General features: G+C 70.4%; 18 protein-coding genes. 7 read left to right on the top strand and 11 right to left on the bottom strand.

The genetic code is table 11. From position 1 onward, the window contains the following. Positions 1–76 precede the first annotated feature (76 nt). Entirely contained in the window at positions 77–1,279 is a 1,203-nt protein-coding gene (locus EXE41_RS17345) for a methionine adenosyltransferase (RefSeq protein WP_049929399.1), read from the bottom strand. 192 nt (positions 1,280–1,471) lie between these two features. Between EXE41_RS17345 and EXE41_RS17340 the strand changes: the two genes are divergently transcribed. Continuing rightward, positions 1,472–2,479: a hypothetical protein gene (locus tag EXE41_RS17340; RefSeq protein ID WP_137691639.1), complete on the top strand. Its 1,008-nt coding sequence runs from the start codon at positions 1,472–1,474 to the stop codon at positions 2,477–2,479. Positions 2,480–2,504: 25 nt separating this feature from the next. Here EXE41_RS17340 and EXE41_RS17335 read toward each other — a convergent pair whose 3' ends face one another. The 4 genes from EXE41_RS17335 to EXE41_RS17320 form a co-directional block, all read right to left on the bottom strand. Next, positions 2,505–3,626: a pyridoxal phosphate-dependent aminotransferase gene (locus tag EXE41_RS17335; RefSeq protein ID WP_049929396.1), complete on the bottom strand. Its 1,122-nt coding sequence runs from the start codon at positions 3,624–3,626 to the stop codon at positions 2,505–2,507. Positions 3,627–3,710: 84 nt separating this feature from the next. Next, positions 3,711–4,790, bottom strand: a complete 1,080-nt coding sequence (locus tag EXE41_RS17330; protein ID WP_137691638.1) for a DUF5821 family protein — start codon at positions 4,788–4,790, stop codon at positions 3,711–3,713. Positions 4,791–4,865: 75 nt separating this feature from the next. After that, positions 4,866–5,606, bottom strand: coding sequence for a tRNA (adenine-N1)-methyltransferase (locus EXE41_RS17325; RefSeq protein WP_137691637.1), 741 nt, complete (start codon positions 5,604–5,606; stop codon positions 4,866–4,868). Beyond that, the gene (locus EXE41_RS17320; RefSeq protein WP_049929393.1) at positions 5,603–6,013 is read right to left on the bottom strand and encodes a nascent polypeptide-associated complex protein; all 411 of its coding nucleotides are present in this window, start codon (positions 6,011–6,013) and stop codon (positions 5,603–5,605) included. Before EXE41_RS17320 ends, EXE41_RS17325 begins: the two co-directional genes overlap by 4 nt. A gap of 142 nt (positions 6,014–6,155) precedes the next feature. Here EXE41_RS17320 and EXE41_RS17315 point away from each other — a divergent pair, with 142 nt between their 5' ends. After that, positions 6,156–6,938 (top strand): creatininase family protein, encoded by a 783-nt coding sequence (locus EXE41_RS17315; protein ID WP_089308080.1) that lies wholly within the window; start codon positions 6,156–6,158, stop codon positions 6,936–6,938. A gap of 6 nt (positions 6,939–6,944) precedes the next feature. Here the strand turns inward: EXE41_RS17315 and EXE41_RS17310 are convergent, their stop codons facing one another. The 3 genes from EXE41_RS17310 to EXE41_RS17300 form a co-directional block, all read right to left on the bottom strand. Then, the gene (locus tag EXE41_RS17310; protein WP_094580213.1) at positions 6,945–7,670 is read right to left on the bottom strand and encodes a 6-hydroxymethylpterin diphosphokinase MptE-like protein; all 726 of its coding nucleotides are present in this window, start codon (positions 7,668–7,670) and stop codon (positions 6,945–6,947) included. A 162-nt stretch (positions 7,671–7,832) separates the two neighbouring features. Continuing rightward, positions 7,833–9,095: a dihydropteroate synthase gene (gene folP, locus EXE41_RS17305; protein WP_199234055.1), complete on the bottom strand. Its 1,263-nt coding sequence runs from the start codon at positions 9,093–9,095 to the stop codon at positions 7,833–7,835. A 405-nt stretch (positions 9,096–9,500) separates the two neighbouring features. After that, the gene (locus EXE41_RS17300) at positions 9,501–10,055 is read right to left on the bottom strand and encodes a DUF192 domain-containing protein (RefSeq protein ID WP_137691636.1); all 555 of its coding nucleotides are present in this window, start codon (positions 10,053–10,055) and stop codon (positions 9,501–9,503) included. A 231-nt stretch (positions 10,056–10,286) separates the two neighbouring features. On the opposite strand from EXE41_RS17300, the gene EXE41_RS17295 reads away from it, so the two are divergent. From EXE41_RS17295 to EXE41_RS17280, 4 genes are read left to right on the top strand one after another with little or no spacing between them, the layout of a single operon-like run. Continuing rightward, positions 10,287–10,874 (top strand): hypothetical protein, encoded by a 588-nt coding sequence (locus EXE41_RS17295; RefSeq protein ID WP_049929390.1) that lies wholly within the window; start codon positions 10,287–10,289, stop codon positions 10,872–10,874. Then, positions 10,871–11,692 (top strand): RNA methyltransferase, encoded by an 822-nt coding sequence (locus EXE41_RS17290; protein ID WP_137691635.1) that lies wholly within the window; start codon positions 10,871–10,873, stop codon positions 11,690–11,692. The genes EXE41_RS17295 and EXE41_RS17290 overlap by 4 nt, the downstream gene beginning before the upstream one ends. A 2-nt stretch (positions 11,693–11,694) precedes the next feature. Then, complete coding sequence (locus EXE41_RS17285; RefSeq protein ID WP_049929387.1) at positions 11,695–12,384, top strand: AzlC family ABC transporter permease; 690 nt, start codon at positions 11,695–11,697, stop codon at positions 12,382–12,384. Then, complete coding sequence (locus EXE41_RS17280; RefSeq protein ID WP_049929386.1) at positions 12,381–12,737, top strand: AzlD domain-containing protein; 357 nt, start codon at positions 12,381–12,383, stop codon at positions 12,735–12,737. The genes EXE41_RS17285 and EXE41_RS17280 overlap by 4 nt, the downstream gene beginning before the upstream one ends. Before the next feature lie 32 nt (positions 12,738–12,769). On the opposite strand, the gene EXE41_RS17275 is transcribed toward EXE41_RS17280, so the two are convergent. Both EXE41_RS17275 and EXE41_RS17270 read right to left on the bottom strand, forming a co-directional pair. Continuing rightward, positions 12,770–13,102, bottom strand: coding sequence for a hypothetical protein (locus EXE41_RS17275; RefSeq protein WP_086215587.1), 333 nt, complete (start codon positions 13,100–13,102; stop codon positions 12,770–12,772). A 99-nt stretch (positions 13,103–13,201) separates the two neighbouring features. Further along, a complete protein-coding gene (locus EXE41_RS17270; RefSeq protein WP_049929384.1) occupies positions 13,202–15,133 on the bottom strand; it encodes an aldehyde ferredoxin oxidoreductase family protein in 1,932 nt (643 codons plus the stop codon). Positions 15,134–15,411: 278 nt separating this feature from the next. Here EXE41_RS17270 and EXE41_RS17265 point away from each other — a divergent pair, with 278 nt between their 5' ends. Beyond that, positions 15,412–15,894, top strand: a complete 483-nt coding sequence (locus EXE41_RS17265; RefSeq protein ID WP_394334813.1) for a VanZ family protein — start codon at positions 15,412–15,414, stop codon at positions 15,892–15,894. 12 nt (positions 15,895–15,906) lie between these two features. Here EXE41_RS17265 and EXE41_RS17260 read toward each other — a convergent pair whose 3' ends face one another. Beyond that, complete coding sequence (locus EXE41_RS17260; RefSeq protein ID WP_241987278.1) at positions 15,907–17,265, bottom strand: bifunctional UDP-sugar hydrolase/5'-nucleotidase; 1,359 nt, start codon at positions 17,263–17,265, stop codon at positions 15,907–15,909. Positions 17,266–17,402 lie beyond the last annotated feature (137 nt).

Raw genomic sequence — 17,402 nt, 5'->3', positions numbered from 1 at the left:
CGGCGGGCGGTGGAGGGCGGGGCGGTCGCGGTCGGCGGGCGGTGGAGGGGAGAGATCGCGACCGGCGGCGCCCGGCTCAGAACGTCGAGACGTCGCCCTCGATGACGCTGCGGGTCACGTCCGTCACGTCGGCCAGCTCGCGGTCGACGATGTCGACGACGTCGGCCTCGATGTCGCTCAGCGTGACGCCGTCCTCGGTGACGATCTGCGCGTCCGCGACGTGCGGCTCGTCGATCGGCCGGCCGATCTGCGAGAGGAGCCTGACCTGGAGGTCGCGGATCCCGTCGACCTCCTCGGTGACGGACTCGGCGACGCGGGTGGAGAGCAGGTTGTAGATCTTCCCGATGTGGTTGACGGGGTTCTTCCCGGAGGTAGCCTCCATCGACATCGGGCGGTTCGGGGTGATGAGGCCGTTGGCGCGGTTGCCGCGCCCGACGGAGCCGTCGTCGCCCTGCTCGGCGGAAGTGCCGGTGACAGTCAGGTAGACGGAGCCCTCGTCGTAGTCGTCGGCCGTGTTCACGTCGACGTTGACCTCGCGGTCGGTGTACTCGCGGGCGAGGTCGTCGACGTACTCGCGGACGGACGCGACCGCGTCGTCGTACTCGTCGAGCCCGTCGACGTAGGCGTCGACCATCGCGGCGGCGACGGTGATGTCGATCCGGTCGCCCTCGCGTTTACCCATGATCTTTACGTCGGGGCCGAGCTCGGGGTGGTCGTCGTGGTAGGTCGTGTTGAGCGCGCGCTCGGCCTCGCGGACGATCGTCTCCGTCTCGGTGAGCGGCGCGTGGCCGACGCCGAAGGAGGTGTCGTTGGCCATCGGAACCTCCTGCGTCTCCTCGCCGAACACGTCCTGGAGGTCACCGGAGCCCTCGCCGAGCTTCACGTCGACGACCACGTCGGTGCCGTACTCGAGCTCAGGGATCGCCTCGGCGAGGTAGTCGCGGGCGGCCGCGAGCGCGGTCGAGTCGACCGGGAGCTGCTCGCCGTCGTACTCCTTCGTGGCGCGGCCGACGATGAGGATGTAGACGGGCTCGACGACCTCGCCGCCGCCGAACGCGGGGGCCGCGCGGCCGGCGACCAGCTGCGTCTCGTCGGTGTTGTAGTGGAGCACCTTGCCGACGCGGTCCAAGTAGAGCTGCGAGAGCGCCCGCGAGACCGACTCCGCGACGCCGTCGCAGATCGAGTCTGGGTGACCGATCCCCTTTCGCTCGACGATTTCGACCTCCTGGTCCTCGACCGCCTGCCGGTCGAGGCGGCTGACCTGTATGTTCCGGTCCATTACGCACCGATACTGCGCCGTCGGCACTATAACTTGCGGAAACTCTCCACCGGTAGTGAATAACCTGTAGTTATTCATAGGCGGCTTCGGCGGCCCCGGCCCGGCCCGGCCCGGCCCGCGTCGCGCCGGGTGACACAAGCGGGCGCTTGAGTTTCGGCAAGGACTTTGCCGCGGCGAGTGCGACTGCCCCGTATGGACGAACTCGCGCCCTCCCGCCGTCGACTGCTCGCCGGTGCGCTCGCGGGCGGCATCGGCGCCGCCGCCGGCTGTCTCGGGACCGATAGCGACGACGAGTCAGACGACGGGCCGGAACTGCGGCTCTCGCTCTCGCGGGTCGAGGGCTCGCTGCGCGACCGGTACGTTCGCGACCCCGACGCCCCGCCCGAGCGGTGGGACGGGGCGGCGCTCGACGCCGCGCTGGCGGGCGAGCCGCACACGATCCGACACCGGAAGCCGTTCTTCGCGGAGCCGGACGACCCCGCGTACGTCCGCTTCGAGGGGACCTACTACCGGCTCGGGTCGGTGATCGTCGACGAGGTCGCCGAGACCTACCCGGTTCTCCGGCTCTTCGAGGCCGAGAGCGACGGAGCGTCAGCCGGCGACGGCGAGTCGCCGGTCGACGGCGGCGAAGACGGGGATCTCCCGGAGGCCGACCAGCGGGCCGTCCACATCGCGCACTTTGCCGCGCGGGCCCGCGGTGGCGTGGGCGGCTATCCCGTCGGACTGGTCGAGCGCGGCGGCTACGCGTATCGGGCCGAAGCTTCGCGCGCGGAGAGCGCGCTGCTCGACGACGACGGTCCCGACTACGTGACCTACCGAGACACCACCTACCGGGTCGAAATCGAACGGGAGCGGTTTCACGAGGCCGTCCACCGGCCGACCGCCGAGGCGGTCGCCGAGAGCCCCGAGCGAGTGGAGTCGATCCTCCGGGCGGCGCTCGTCGGTCCGAGGGTCGAGCAGGACGAACTCTCCGCGGAGGCCGGACGGATCGTCGATCGGGCCGAGGCAGAGGAGTACGGCGAGACGCACCCGTACTCCGACGCGTACGCCGAACTGCTCCGCGCGATCGACGCGCGCCACTACCTCGACGGGAACGTTCGCAAGGACGCCGGCGTCCGCGAGACCGAAGAAGCGATGATCCGGTACGGCGACGAGTACTACGAGCGGTACCTCCGGATCGTGAACGACGGGGGGAACTGATCGGCCGAGGCGCCTCGCCGTCGCCTCAGCGGGCCGCCTCGTACGCTTCCGCCATCACGTCGAGCGCCTCGCGCAGGTCGCTCTCGTCGGTCGCGTACGAGACCCGCGCGTGACCGGCGCCGTTCTCCCCGAACGCCTCGCCGGGGACGACGACCACGCCGCGGTCGAGACACTCGTCGACGAACCCCTCGGGCACCCGCGGCATCGCGTAGAAGGCCCCCTTCGGGGTGGGACAGTCGAGGCCGATCTCCGCGAACCCCTCCAAGACGATGTCGCGGCGGCGCTCGAAGGACGCCGTCATCTCGTCGACCACGCCGCGGTCGCCCCGCAGCGCGGCCTCGGCGGCGTACTGCGCCGGCGCCGAGGCGCACGCCTGCGCGTACTGGTGGACGCGCAGCATGCGCTCGACGCGCCCCTCGGCGCCGTACACCCAGCCGAGCCGCCAGCCGGTCATCGAGAACAGCTTCGAGGCCGAGTTGACGACGACGACGTTGTCCGTCTCGGCGAACTCGATCGGCGAGTGATGTTCGCCGTCGAAGACGGTGTACTCGTACACCTCGTCGGAGAGACAGAGCACGTCGTGCTCGTCGGCGATGCGCGCGAACTCCCGGACGTCTTCCTCGGAGGAGACCGCCCCGGTCGGATTCCCTGGAGAGTTGACGACGAACGCCGCGGTGTCCTCGGTGATCGCCGCCTCGACCGCGGCCGGGTCGATCGTGAGGTCGTCGCGGAGCGGCACGGGGACGGGTTCGCCGCCGGCCAGCTTCGTCAGCGCGTCGTAGGAGACGAACCCGGGGTCCGGGATCAGCACCTCGTCGCCGGCGTCGACGTGCGCCTCCAAGGCGACGTGGAGCGCCTCGCTGCCGCCCGCGGTCGCGATGACGTTGTCGGGGTCGAGGTCGATCCCCTGATCGGCGCGGTGCTTCTCGGCGATCGCCTCCCGCAGCGCGGGGGTCCCCTTGTTCTCGGTGTACGCGTCCGCCTTTCCGGACTCGATCGCGTCGACGGCGGCTTGGCGGGCGTGGGGCGGCGTCGGGAAGTCGGGCTGTCCGAGCCCGAGGTTGATCGCGTCGTCGCCGGCCGCCTCGAACACCTCGCGGATCCCGCTTATCGAGATCCGTTCGACCCTGTCGGAGAACGTCGTCATACCGTTCTGAGGGCGCCGCCGCGAGTTAGTTCTTGTCACGTCGGATCGACGGACCGCCTCCGACGGCGAGTCGCGGGCCCGCACTCACCGACGCTTCCGCTCCCAGACCGGCCGGCGTTCGCCGCGGCCGGCGTCGTGTCGGGTCCGCCCGTCCGCGTCGGTCGGCAGATCGAACCGCCCTTCGAGGACGCTCGGCACTTCCTCGGCGCGGGCGCGCAACAGCGCGTCGTCGACCGCGCGGAGGCGGAGCATCGGCCGCCCCGGTCCCGCCGGCATCTTGATCGACTCGATCAGCTCCCGCTCGACGAGGGCCTGCCGGTCGCCGGTGAACTCCTGTGCCGGGGCGATCCCGATGCCGTCGGCGCCGGCCCACGCCCGGAGGTCGCGGAAGAGGTGGTCGTGTCGGGCCGCGAGCGCGACGAGGAGCGACCGGTCCGACGGCTCCGTCGCGCGGCCGAACTCGCCCGGCGGAAGCGACTCCAGCACGGTCGCGAGGTCGTCGGCGAAGCGGTCGTCGAGGATCTCCCGCGCCACCGCGAGCAGTCGCCGCCGAGAAGGCATCTCGACCGGCTCGACCGTCGCGGCGTCGAACCGCGCCGCAGCGGTCGCGCGGGCGGCGCCGACCGCCTCCGGACGGGCACCGGCCGCCGTCGTCGCGAGCGAGCGGTCCCCGCGGGGACCGACCACGGCGTCGGCGCGCTCCGGGGTCGCGAAGAGCGTCCCGCCCGTCCCGTGCCCGAGCGGGTCGCCGGTCCGGACTCGCATTTCGTCGCGTTCGACCGCCTCGGCGACCGCGGTGCCGAGGACCGGCGCGCGAGCGAGCGCGTCGACGACGCCGGGGCGACACGCGACCCGCCACAGCGGTCCCGGCGATCGCTCGCGGGCCGCGAGCACCGCCGGGAGGAGTCGGAGCGGGACGCCGACCGCGACGACCCCGGAACGCCCCGCTAACGCGGCCTCGACCGACTCGGTCAGGGGGTCGTCGGGACGCGGAAGGGCGTCGGCGACCTCCGTCGCGTCGCCGACGCAGTCGGGGTCGGCAGCGGCAGGAGCACCTGCCGAGGCGGACCCGTCGCTTCCGGCGTCCTCGGGGGTGCGTGACGGCCCGGACCCGTCGCTTCCGGCGGCTGCGTCGGCCTCGGGTTCAGCGTCGTCCGCGCCCACACCGTTTCGACCGTCGCGATCCGAAAGACCGTTGCGCTGACCGGGGTCGGGAGGAGAGAGGTGTCGGCGGCGGGGTCAGGGGGCCCGGGCGAACACGAGGTAGCCCGTGTGGCCCACGCCCGCGGTGGAGGGGCGCGAGCCGCGGTCGGAGAAGTCCATCTCGCGCTGGATCGTCTCTAACGTCTCGACCTCGGTGAAGCCGGCCTCACGGGCCGCGAGCGCCGCCTCGCGGGTCCCCTCGACGAACGGCGAGTAGACGCCGAGGCGGCCGCCGGGCGCGAGCAGGTCGTCCGCGCGCTCGACGACCGCGGGAGCGTCGCCGGTGTCGAGCGTCAGGGCGTCAAACGGCTCGCCGTCGGCGAGCGCGTCCAGCTCGTCGGTGAGGTCGCCGGTCCGGACGTCGACGCGGTCGGAGACGCCCGCCGTCGCCATGTTCTCGCGAGCGACGTCGGCGAACTCGGGGTCGATCTCGTAGGTGGTCACGTCGGCGCCGGCGCGCCCCAGGTACGCGGCGAGGATCCCGGTCCCGGTGCCGGCGTCGAGGATGCGGTCGCCGCCGGACGCGCCGGTATGCCCCATCACGAGGCCCACGTCGCGGGGCATCATCGGCGCGCCGGTGCGTTCGAGGTGGTTGAACAGGTCCGGGCCGCGGAGCGCGCGGACCTCGAAGACGGTGCCGAGGTGCGTCTCGACCTCGTCGCCGGCCGAGACGTCCTCTGGGACCTCGATCACGCCGAGGTCGGTGCCGAACTCCTCGCCCGGCTCCAGTAGGTACTCGCGGTCCGCGTGGACGAGCAGGTACGCGGCGTCCGTCACTGGAGGTCCGAGATCGCCCGCGCGGGCTCGCCGTTGGCCGCCTCCAGCGCCTCGCGGGCGTCGTCCTTCGAGACGCCAGCCTGCTCGGCGACCAGCCGGACGTCCTCCTCCGGAATGCCATCGTCTTCGTCGGCCGCGTCCTCGGCTTCGATCGCGCTCGCGTCCGCACCGCCCTCGACTGCGGCCGCGCCGCCCGCGTCGGCCACCGCGTCGGGCGACCCGACGATCTGGTACGTCTCCTGCCCTTGGGCGTCCATCTTGGTGACCTGCGCGCCGTCGAAGACGAGGTCGTCGCCGTCGGCCGTCTCGATGACGACCCGCTCGGCGTCGAGCTCCTCGACGTCGATCCCCATCTGTTTCATCATCTGTTTCATCTTCCGCGGGTTCATGCCGCCGCCTCCGAACATGGTCACCGGTTCGGCCGGACGACACAAAAAGGGTGTCGACACGGGTCGAAGCAACGGCGCGTCGCGGACGCTCGCCGGTCCCGATCGCGGCGAACCGGACCGAGAGAGCGGGGTTGATACGTGTCGCGCGCGAGGCGGTGATATGTACCTCGCGGACCGCACCTGGCCGGAGCTCGGCGACGCGCTGGCTCCCGGCTCCGTCGCGCTCGTCCCGCTCGGCTCGACCGAACAGCACGGCCCGCACCTTCCGCTCGGGACCGACCACCTGATCGCCGAGGGGCTGGCGACGGCGGCCGCGGACCGATCCGACGCGTTCCGGACGCCGACGATCAACGTCGGCGTTAGTCCCCACCACCGCCAGTTCCCGGGGACGATGTGGGTCGACCCGCCGGAGTTCCGCGACTACGTCGAGTCGTTCGCCCGGAACCTCGCGTACCACGGGATCGACCGCGTGGTGTTCGTGAACGCCCACGGCGGAAACGTCCAGCACCTCCGAGAGGTCGGCCGCCGGCTCCACGAGGACGAGGTCGCCTACGCTGTCGAGTGGATGTGGGACGAGTCGATCCCGGAGCTGGTCGACGACCTCTTCGAGCGCAACGGCCCCCACGCGGGCCCCAAGGAGACGGCGATGGTCACCCACCTCGCGCCCGACCTCGTCCGCGAGGACCGGCTCGAGGACGCGCGCGACGGCGGGCTCGTCGACCTCGAAAGCGCCGAGACGACCGTCCACGGCGCGCGAACCTTCTACGACGCGGTCGACAACTCCGCGAACGGCGCGTTCGGCGACCCGACCGACGTGACGCCGGAGAAGGCCGAGCGCCTGTTCGAGGCGGCCGCCGACCAGCTCGTCCAGCTGGCCGAGTGGATCGGCGAGCGCGACGAGAGCGATCTGTTCCCCGAGCCGCGCGTGGAGCGGTCGGACTGACGCGGGCTACTGGTCGGCCGCGTCTCGGGCGAACGCCTCGCCGAGTATCTCTCGGAGCGCCGCGTCGGCGTCCGCACGCCGCCCGTCGAGCACCGCGAACCGCTCGTCGCGGCGGCGTTCGAGCCAGCGCAGCAGTCTGGCCGCCCAGTCGAGCTTCAGCGCCTTCATCGGGTCGACCGCGGGGTCGTCGAACTCCCACCCCGGAAAGACCAGTTCGCCGGCCCCGAGGTGGTCGGCGAGGAACGCCGCGCGGTCGCCGTCGGTGAACCCGCCGGGGTTGCGGAGCGGCCCGACGGGCGCCGCCTGCGTCGTCGCCAGCGTCCACTCGTCGGCGAAGCGCGGGAGCCACTCGCGGACCGCCGGGAGGTTGTCGCCGTGGGCGTGCGCGGCGACTGGGACGCCATCGCGCGTCAGTTCCGCGGCCGTCTCCGGGTTCTTGTCGAGGTCTGTCACCATACAGTCGACCGCGACGCCGCGGTCAGCGAGCGCGTCCGCCGCGGTCGAGGCCGCGACGACGACATCGGCGTCGCGGGCGAGTTCGACCTCGTCGGCGAGACAGGGGGCCGCGCCCGCGACGGCGACCGTCTCGTCCGCCCAGTCACCGAGGCGGCCGAGCGGGAACGGAGTCGCGAGGTCGGCGGCAGTATCGCGGACGCGCTCGTCGTCGGCCCGGTCGAACCCGAAGTCGGCGAGGATCGCCTCGTAGACGGGCTCGAAGGTCGCGAAGTTCACGTGCGGGCCCCCCTCGGGACGCGCGACTGGGCGCCCGTCGATCGGCGCCGCCGCTCAGCGGGCGAGATATGGTATGGGCCGGAGTGGCACAGAGTACCCCTACCCGCGTGCCCCTCCGGCGTCCGGTCGATCGGTTGTCTACACGAGGGCATAAACTTTCTCTTAATTCACGTGTCGGTCGATACCGTCGATCGCGGCGTCAAGCGCCCGTGAAGCGCCGGATACCGCCTCTCTAACCGAGTCGAGCGCCGCGGGCGTCGCGATCAGGAGCCCGCGGCGGCCGTCAGCGGGGTCGTCGCCGCCTGACGACGCCCCGCCGGTGCCGCCGTCGGTCGCGGACGGGGTCGCCGCGGCCGCCCGGTTCGGATCGCCCAGCGCGAACGTCGCGCCGGTCGCGTCGTCGCCGACGGTCGCGGCGCGGAGGGCACCGACGGCGGGGTCGTCGAGCCCGGTGAGTTTGTAGGTACGAACGACGGCGGTGTCGGCGGCGCCGCGGTCGCCCCGAGCGGCCTCCGGCGCGCCGATCCGGTCGAGGTGACGCTCGGCCTCGCGGACCGTCGTCACGTCGAGCTCCTCGACTCCGACCGCGTCGGAGTCGCCGCGAGAGTCGTGTCGGTCGCGGGCGAACTCGGCGCCGACGAGCGCCGCGTCGCGCGTCTCGGCCACGTCGTGGGTGCGGATCACGTGCGCGCCGCGCTCGACCGCCATCGACGTGGCGGCGAGCGAGACCGGCAGCGCCTCCTCGGTGCTGCGGCCCGCGATGGTCTTGAGGAAGCTCTTGCGGTTGATCGAGACGAGCAGCGGGCGGCCGTACCCCCGGAACTCCCGGAGCCGGTGGAACGTCTCCCGGTCGTCTTCGTGGGTCTTGGCCTCGGACCAGCCGCCGAACGCGGGGTCGAGGATCGTCTTGTCGGTGAGGCCGTTCATCGAGAGCGCCTCGTAGATGTCGTCGACGTCCTCGACCGCGCCCGGGCGTTCGAGGTCCGGCGGCGAGGCCATCTTCGACACCGCCACGTCGTGTTCGCGACAGACGCGGGGCATCTCGGCGTCGGCGAACCCGCAGATGTCGTTGACCATGTCGAACCCGCGCGAGAGCGCCTCGTCCGCGACCTCGTGATAGCGCGTCTCGATCGACCAGACGGCGTCGCCGGAGGTCGATTCGAGGGTCTCGACCGCGGTGTCGAGGCGGTCGAGTTCCTGTTCGGCCGAGAGCACGTCGAGGTCCTTGTTCGCCGACTCAAGCCCCACGTCCACGATGTCGGCGCCCTCGCCGATCAGTTCCTCGTCGACGTACGCGGCGGCCTCGCCGGGGTCGTCGTACACGCTGGGGTCGTACGGCGACTCCTCTGAGACGTTGAGCACGCCCATGATCCGGGGCGGATGGTCGTCGCCGATCCCGAGCCCCGCGGCGTCCACGTTTCGCATACGATCACCACGGGCGCGAGCGACATAAACGGGGCGAGTACCCGAGGCGCTCGCCGGAGAACTGCCCTCGCAATCGCTTATAAATGGTCGGCGGGCGGTGGTGCGTGCGACCGAGCGGCCGGAGCGAAGCGGAGGCCGCGAGGGGCACGCGCGAGGGAGTCGCGAACGCCCGAAGGGCGTGAGCGACGAGGCTGGGGAGGCGTGAGGTGCGGTCGCGGTCGGGTGGGACTCGAAGGGGCAGTCGCGAGGGGGCGCAGGCGACGCAAGCACCGCAGGGAGCGAACGGTGTGAGCGACCGAGGAGCACAGCGAGCGTGCGCCCCCTCGCGACTGGGGGTTTGGAGGTGTTCGTCGCAGGGCCACGATCGGCTGGTTATAACTGATCGCACACGCCTCCGAACCCCACTTATATATTAAACCGCACCGAGTCGCCGACCGCGACCTCGTGGCGGTCGGTCCACTCGTAGGGGACCTCCAGCACGTACTGCCCGGAGCCGGAATACCGTTGATCTTCACCGTCCTCGTTCGGTCCCGGTTCGGGCGCGTTGTGGATCGAGGTGATCTCTCGGTCGCCGTCGACGTAGACGATGTCGATGCCGAAGTCCATTTCGCGCATCACGTACGTCAGGGGGCCGGGGGAGTCGTGTACGAATAACATCCCGCCCTCGTCGGGCAGCGACTCGGCGCTGCTGAGGCCGAGGATTCGCTTGTTACGGGTGTCCGCGATTGCCGCCGTCACCGGCCCCCGAGCTCCCCCGTCCGGACCTTCGACGGTCACGGTCGTCGTCTCGTAGTCGGCGTACGTTCCGGTCGGCCAGTCTGCGTCGTCGGCTCCGCCGTTCGCGCCGTCCGGCCCGCCACCCGCGTCGCCGTCGGTCGTCGCGTCGTCGCCCCCGAGACAGCCCGCCGCGGCGCCCGTCGTCGCGGCTGCGGCCAGCCCGAGGAGTCGCCGCCGTCTCATGTCTGCGCCGAGGGGGGCCGGAGTGATAAACGGCGGCGTCGGCGTCGCGCCGTCACGGGTCCGGGGAGGGCCATGTCACTCGGTGCGTCCACGACCCGTATGAACTCTCCGTCCACTCCCCGTCGCGGTCTGGCTCTCGCTCGCGGCCGCCGCTTCGACCTCGCCGCGGCGTAGCGACCCCTCGTGCCGGGAAGGACGCGCTTTTATCGCCGCCGGAGCGTAGCGTGAGACATGGCGAAAGTGAGCATCGGCCTCCGCGGGTGGCGCTTCGAGGAGGACGAGATATTCACCGACGACGAGGAGCTGAAGCCCCTCGACGAGATCCCCGAAGATCCGCGAGAGCGACTCGTGCGGCTCGTCACCCTCGTCGAAGAGCCCTGCGATGTCTGTTACCTCGAGCACGGCGACGAGGAGATCAACCGCTGTAGGCAGGCGGAGATCGTGTACGGCGAACCGGAGGGCGAAGTGCTGCTCTGCGCCGAGCACGAACCCGACCTGCTCTACTGGTTCCGCGAGGCGGGCGGCAGCGAGTACAAGGGGTCCGTCGAGTTCGCCGACCGGTTCCACGAGTGGGTCGCCGCCGGCAATGAGGCGCCGGAGGGGTACGGCTCGGTCGAGCACGTCGACGAGGACCCCGACGGCCTCCCGGACCTGCCCGATCAGCAGGAGGTCCAGGAGCGGCTCGAAGAGGACTTCCAGGGCGAGCGGATCGACATCGTCGAACTCGCCGGCAAGGAGCGCTCGGACGAGGAGCTGACGGAAGAGGAGCTCGCCGAGTCCGACCTCGACCTCTCGACCGACTACCCGTCGGACCGATGAGCGACGAGGAGTCGGACGTCGACGCGGTCGAAACGCCCGCGAGCGGTCGACGGAAGCCCGTGGTCGTCGTCGTCGAGCCCGAGACGCCGGGCAACGTCGGCACCATCGCGAGGGCGATGAAGAACTTCGGGCTCGCGGACCTCAAGCTCGTGAACCCGCCGGAGATCGCGGAGGACGGCGAGGCGTACGGCTTCGCCGGACACGCCCGCGAGGACGTGCTTCCGAACGCCGACGAGGTCACATTCGACGAGGTCGTCGCGAACTACCACACGGTCGGCACGACCGCGATCACCGGCGAGGACGACCGTAGCCACGAGCGGTTCCCGTTCAAGACCCCGGTCGAGCTGCGCGAGTCGCTGAAGACGGTCGACGCGCCCACCGCGATCGTCTTCGGCCGCGAGGGGCGGGGGCTCAACAACGAGGAGCTCTCGCGGCTCGACGAGGTGTGCTCGATCCCGGCCGACGACGACTACCCCGTCTTGAACCTCGGGCAGGCCGCGACGGTCCTCTTGTACGAGCTTCGCGATCTCACGGTCGAGGAGACGCAGCTGCCCGACACGGAGGTGACCCGTGCTCCGGAGGCCGACCTCGAGCGCTTCCACGAGTTCTTCGACGAGTTCCTCGCGGCGACGGGGCAGCGCGACCACGTCCGCGAGAAGAACGCGCTGCTGATGCGCCGGCTACTCGGGCGTGCGCACCCGACCGAGCGCGAGATCCACTCGCTGCTCGGCGCCTTCCGGAAGGCGAACGCGAAGCTGGATCACGCCGACCACCTCGCGGCGAAGTACGACGAGCCGCCATACCCGCGGGAGGAGTAGCCGTGGGCGGGGGCGTCTTCGACGAGGACCTATTAGCCGGGGTGCGTGACGTCTCGCCGCTCATGCTCGGCGTCGCGCCGTTCGCCCTCGTCGCAGGGATCGCGGCGGTCGACGCCGGGCTCGGTCTCGCCGAGGCGGTCGGGATGTCCGTGATCGTGTTCGCCGGCGCCTCCCAGCTCGCGGCGCTCGAACTGCTCGGCGAGAATGCGCCCCTCGCCGTCGTCGTCGGGACGGCGGCCGTGATCAACCTCCGGATGCTGATGTACTCCGCCTCCATCGCGCCGCACTTCGCCGACTACGGTCGCCGGCTCCGCGCGGGGCTCGCCTACCTCCTCACCGACCAGGCGTACGCCCTCTCGGTCGCTGAGTTCGATGAGAACCCGGACCGGAGCCGGTGGCGCTACTACCTCGGCGCGGCCGCGTCGCTGTGGATCGTCTGGCAGATCGGGACGGTCGTCGGCGTCGTCCTCGGCGCGGGCGTCCCCGACGCGTGGGGGCTCACCTTCGCGGTGCCGCTCGTCTTCCTCGCGCTCCTCGTCCCCGCGATGAAGGACCGACCGACCACCGTCGCGGGCGTCGCGGGCGGCGCGGTCGCGGTCGTCGCGGCCGGGCTCCCGCTCAACCTCGGCCTGCTCGTCGGCGCGCTGTGCGGGGTCGCGGCCGGCCTCGTGACGGAGGTGAGGGTGTCGTGAGCAGTGGTCTCGGCGCCCTCGCCGCCTCCCCGCGCGCTTGGGTCGCAATCGCGGTCATCGGCGTCATCACCTACGGGATCCGGCTCTCCTTCATCCACCTGTTCGGGCGGATCGACGGCGTCCCGACGCGCCTCCAGCGGCCGCTCCGGTACGTCCCGCCGGCCGTCCTCGCGGCGCTCGTCCTCCCCGATTTGGTGACGCTCGGGCCGTCCGTCACCGCGACCTTCCTCGACGAGCGGCTGATCGCGGGCGCCGTCGCCGGCGCGGTCGCGTGGCGGACCGAAAACGTGTTCGCGACCATCGCGACCGGGATGGGAACGCTGTGGGTCTTCCGGTTCGTCGTGTTCGCGTGAGCGGGCAGTGATAGAGACGAGCGAGGCCGCCGTCAGCGATCGCGCTCGGTCGCGCGCTCCGACCGGCGCTCGCTCCCGTCCGGGCTCTCACGGTCGACGGGGCGGCCGGACCGAGCGTCGCGGTCGACCTCGCGCTCGCGGGCGGCGGCGATCCGCTGGGCGGCGTCGGCGAGCGAGTCGAGCGCGGCGAACAGCCGGTACGAGAGGTACGGTCCCACGGTGAGGACGAGGACGGTCCAGACGCCGAGCAGTATCTGTCCGAGGATCAGCAGCGAGTAGACGAACACGAACAGGCTCACGGCGGCGAGCGTGATGCCGACGCGCGTGCGGAGGGCCTCGGAGGGCGAGAGCGGGTCGTGTGCCATACGCGGAGCTTCCGGCGGAGCTCACTTAAAAACAAACACGAAGCGGCGAGAGGCGTCGACGCGCGAGCGCTCTCGCCCTCGCTCGGGACGCGTTCCCGCTCAGTCGTCGGCGGGGGCCGCGGAGTCGCCGGCGGAGACGCCGGTGCCGGGGCCGACGTCGATGCCGAGGTCGGCGAGCTTCTCGTCCGGGACGACGCCGTCGACCCAGCCGCGGCTCTCGTAGTACTCGGCCTTCAGCTGGTCGAGTTCGACGAGTTCGCCCTCGCTGGCGCCCGTGCCGGGGATGGCGTCCGGGTGGCCCTCGATGAACCGGTTCGGCAGCGTGTCGTCCGCGCCTTCGAAGCCGGCGAGGTTGTTGTAGTAGCGCTCGAGGTTGTAGATGCGCTCGCCCGCCTCAAACAGCTCGTCCTCCGAGAGGTCTTGGCCGGTCACACCGTTGTACTGGAGCACGTACTCCTCGATCCCCTCAGCGAACGCGCTGAACTTACAGATATCGAACGAGTCCGACACCGCGTGGAGGTCCTGGAAGGTGGCGGTGAGTTCGCCTTTCCCCTCCCACTCGTACGGATCGACCTTCTCCGGGATCCCGAGGATCTCGGCGGCCGGCGTGTAGCCGCGCAGGTGGCACGCGCCGCGGTTCGAGGTGGCGTACGCGATCGCCATCCCCTTCATACAGCGCGGGTCGTAGGCGGCCATCGTCTGGCCCTTCACGGAGAGCTTGTTGCCGTGCGCGTCCTTCGCGTCGGCGACGCGCTCGGGACCCTCCGCGAGGAGGTCGCCGAGGTCGGACGAGCGGTGACCGATCTCCTCGATGAGGTCGATCATCGTCTCCGAGTCGCCCCAGTCGAGGTGGCCGACGCCGTCGAGTTTGCCCTCCTCGCTCATCTCCATCGCCATCGCCATCATGTTGCCGGCCTCGATGGTGTCGAGACCGAGGTCGTTACACTGCTCCAACATGCGGGCGATCTCGTCGCGGTCGGAGTGGCCCGAGTTCGGGCCGAGCGCCCACGCGGACTCGTACTCGTACGACTCCGTGCGGACATTCATCTCCTGGCCCTTGTGGGTGACGTTGACGTCGACTTCCTTCTTACACGCCACGGGACAGGAGTGGCACGTCGGTTCGTCGACGAGGATGTTCTCGCGGACGTTCTCGCCGGAGACCTGCTCCGCCTCGATGTCCGCGCCCTCCGCGTCGTGGTACGCCTCGGTCGAGGTGTACTTCGCGTTCTTCGTCGGGAGGCCGTCCATCTCCTCGGTCGCGTTCATCAGGACGTTCGTCCCGTACATCGAGAGGCCGCCCTCGTTGGGCGCGGTCACGTCGGACTCGCGGATGACCTCCATCGCCTGCTGGTACCCCTCTTGGAACGTCTCGGGGTCGGCGGGCTTCGGCATGTTGGTGCCCGATTTCACGACGACCGCCTTCACGTTCTTCGCGCCCATCACGGCGCCGGTGCCGCCGCGGCCCGAGGCGCGGTCGTCCTCGTTGATGACGCAGCCGTAGCGGACCTGATTCTCGCCGCCCTGCCCGATCGCCATCACGGAGACGTCGCGGCCGACCTTCCCGTCGACCTCCTCGCCGATCTGGTCGATCGTGTCGTGGACGCCCTGTCCCCAGAGGTGGGAGGCGTCGCGCACCTCCACGTCGCCGTCCTCGACGAACAGGTAGACCGGCTCGTCGCTCTCTCCGTCGAGGAGGACGCCGTCGAGTCCGGCCCACTTGAGCCGGGCGCCGGACCAGCCGCCGTGGTGCGAGTCGGTGACGGTCCCCGTCAGCGGGGACTTCGTCACCAAGGCGATCCGACCGCTCATCACGGTCTGGGTACCCGTGAGCGGTCCGGTCATGAACGCCAGTCGGTTCTCCGGTCCCAGGGGGTCCACGTCGGGCCCCTTATCGAAGACGTATTTGACGCCGAGTCCGCGCGCGCCGATGTACTTCTCCGCGTCCTCGTCGTCGATCCCGTGGTAGTTGACCTCCCCGCCGCTGAGGTCGACCTGTGCCACACGGTCGCGGTAGCCGCCCATTTCAGTCATGTAATGCTCTATCATTATAGAAGGACCACAGCGTGTTAGTTGTTGACCTCCGTACGAAACCGTAAAGCGTTACAAAAGTGAACGCCTCCGAGGTGCGACGTTTATCAGTAGCCCGAGCGTTCACCGCGCGAATATCCGGAGACTGCGGCGCGGTGTGAGAGATTCACAGCGTCCGGTAGCGGCGTAGTGTAAACGACCGGTTTCGGTCGGTCTTGCGGGTCGGGCGCCGAATATCGCGAAGACGCAGTCCATAATTGCCGGCGACTCGAAGCACGACCGTGACCGACCGAGGCGGACGGGGAGAGGCGACCGCTCGGCGTCCGGGGGAGATCAGGCGCCGCTTAGGGTCGATCAGGCGTGAGCGAGCGAGGGCGTTCGGGTTCGCGCTCGCCGTGTTCGTCGCGTCGGTGGTCCCGGTGCCCGGATCGTCCGGCGGGGGCGAGAGCGCGCTCGGCGGCGTCCTCGACGCTCTCCCCGCTGAAATCGGACTCACCGATCCGTTCCACGTAGTCGGGTACGCGGTCCTCGCCGGCCTCCTCGTTCCGACGACGGGGAGACGGCGGGTCGGTCCCTTCCTCGCGGCCGCCGCCGCGGTCGCGTTCGGGTTCGGCATCGAACTCGTCCAGGCGCCGATCCCGTGGCGCTCCTTCGCGTGGGGGGACGCCGCGGTCAACGCGGTCGGCGCGGTCATCGGAGCGGCGATCGCGGTCGCCTGGGGGCGCGGACCGGAGACGGCGGGCGACCGCGACGACGAGCGCTAAACCCGCCTGCGTTCAGCGTCCCGGCGGACCGGCGCTGCCGCGGCCCCGACCGCGGCGGCGCACGGTCGCCGACACGTCCGCGTTCAGCCGAGAGCGTTCGAAGTAGATGTGGTCGTACTCGCTAGACTCGTACTCGGCGTAGATGTCGAGCGCGACCTCGTCGCCGTCGTCCGCGTCCTCTATCGTGTCCGCCAAGTTGCCGTCGTCGACCCGGACGACGAGAGTCTCGTCCTCCTCGTCGAAGACGACCTTCTCCGCGTCGACGTGGTCACCTTCCGGCGTCCACACGGCGACGGTGTCCTTGGCGACCGACTGGACGTCGTCGGGCGCGTCGAACTGAGAGACCACCTTGCCGTTCCCGTCGACGGTGACGGCGGCGTCGGGCAGGTCGCGGTCGACGCGCTGCATCCGCCCCTCGACGGTCGGAGCGATGGTATCTTTCTCCTCTAAGTAGTTCACGACCGTCGTCGCCTGGAGTTCGCCGGTGTCCTCGACGGGCTTGTCGTCGAGCGGGTAGCCGCTCCCGCCGTTTGCGATGAAGCTGTTGACGGCCACTTCGTACGTCTCCTCGGGGTCGAGCGGCTCGCCGTCGACGTACACGTCGCGGATCGGTTCGTCGGCGTCGTCGTGGGGGACCCACTCGAAGCGCAGGCCGCTGGTCTGCTGAGAGATCTCCTCGCCGAAGTTCTGCCCGGTGTCGCTCTCCAGCGTGACGACCTGGCTCTCCAAAGTCTCGACGAGCTCCTCGCCAGTGAGCTCAAGCGAGACGACGGTGTTCGGGAACGGAAGCGTGTTGAAGATGTCTCCGCCGGTGATCTCGCCGGGCCCGTACACCGAGTCGGAGCGGATGCCGCCGGCGTTCGTGATCGCGACGTCGGCGTCGACGCGCTCGCGCATCGCGTCGGTGACCACGTTTCCGTAGTTCGTCTCGCGGTGGTAGTTCGAGCCGAACGTGGCGTCGAGCGGCGTCTCCGTCTCCACGATCACCGAGTCCAGGCTCACCTCTCCGCGGTACTCGTTGATGATGTCGGACGCGGTCGGGTCCTTCTCGATGTCGTCGGTGACCTCGATCAGCTCCCCGTCGAACGCGGTGACCTCGCCGCCGTCGATCGTCAGTTCGATCTCGCTGAGGTAACGGGCGCGGGCCCGGGCCTCGGAGACGATCGATCCGTCGACCTCCTCGGGCGGATAGAACTGCTCGTCGTCGCCGACGACGATCGCGTCGATGTCGTCGTCCGCGTCGGCCTCGGCGAGCGCCTCCGCGTCGCCGATGCCCGTGTGCGCGAGGGCGACGACGGCGTCGACGCCCTCGTCCTCCTTGAGCCGCTTCGCTTCGGCGGGGCCGGTTTCGGTGTACTCTTCGAGGGTCAATCCTTCTTCGTTGATACTGTCAGCTAAATATTCTTTAGGTTAGAGTGTGATTAGCAAGTATGTCCACGCTTGACGCCGCCACTCTTGACGACCTCCGCGACGCTCTCGCGGAGGTCGAAGATAAAAAGCCGACACAG

Source organism: Halorubrum sp. SD690R, from assembly GCF_005435035.1.
Taxonomy (GTDB): Archaea; Halobacteriota; Halobacteria; order Halobacteriales; family Haloferacaceae; genus Halorubrum; species Halorubrum ezzemoulense.
Note: the sequence above shows the minus strand (reverse complement) of the source record. Positions and strands in the feature narration are given on the sequence as shown.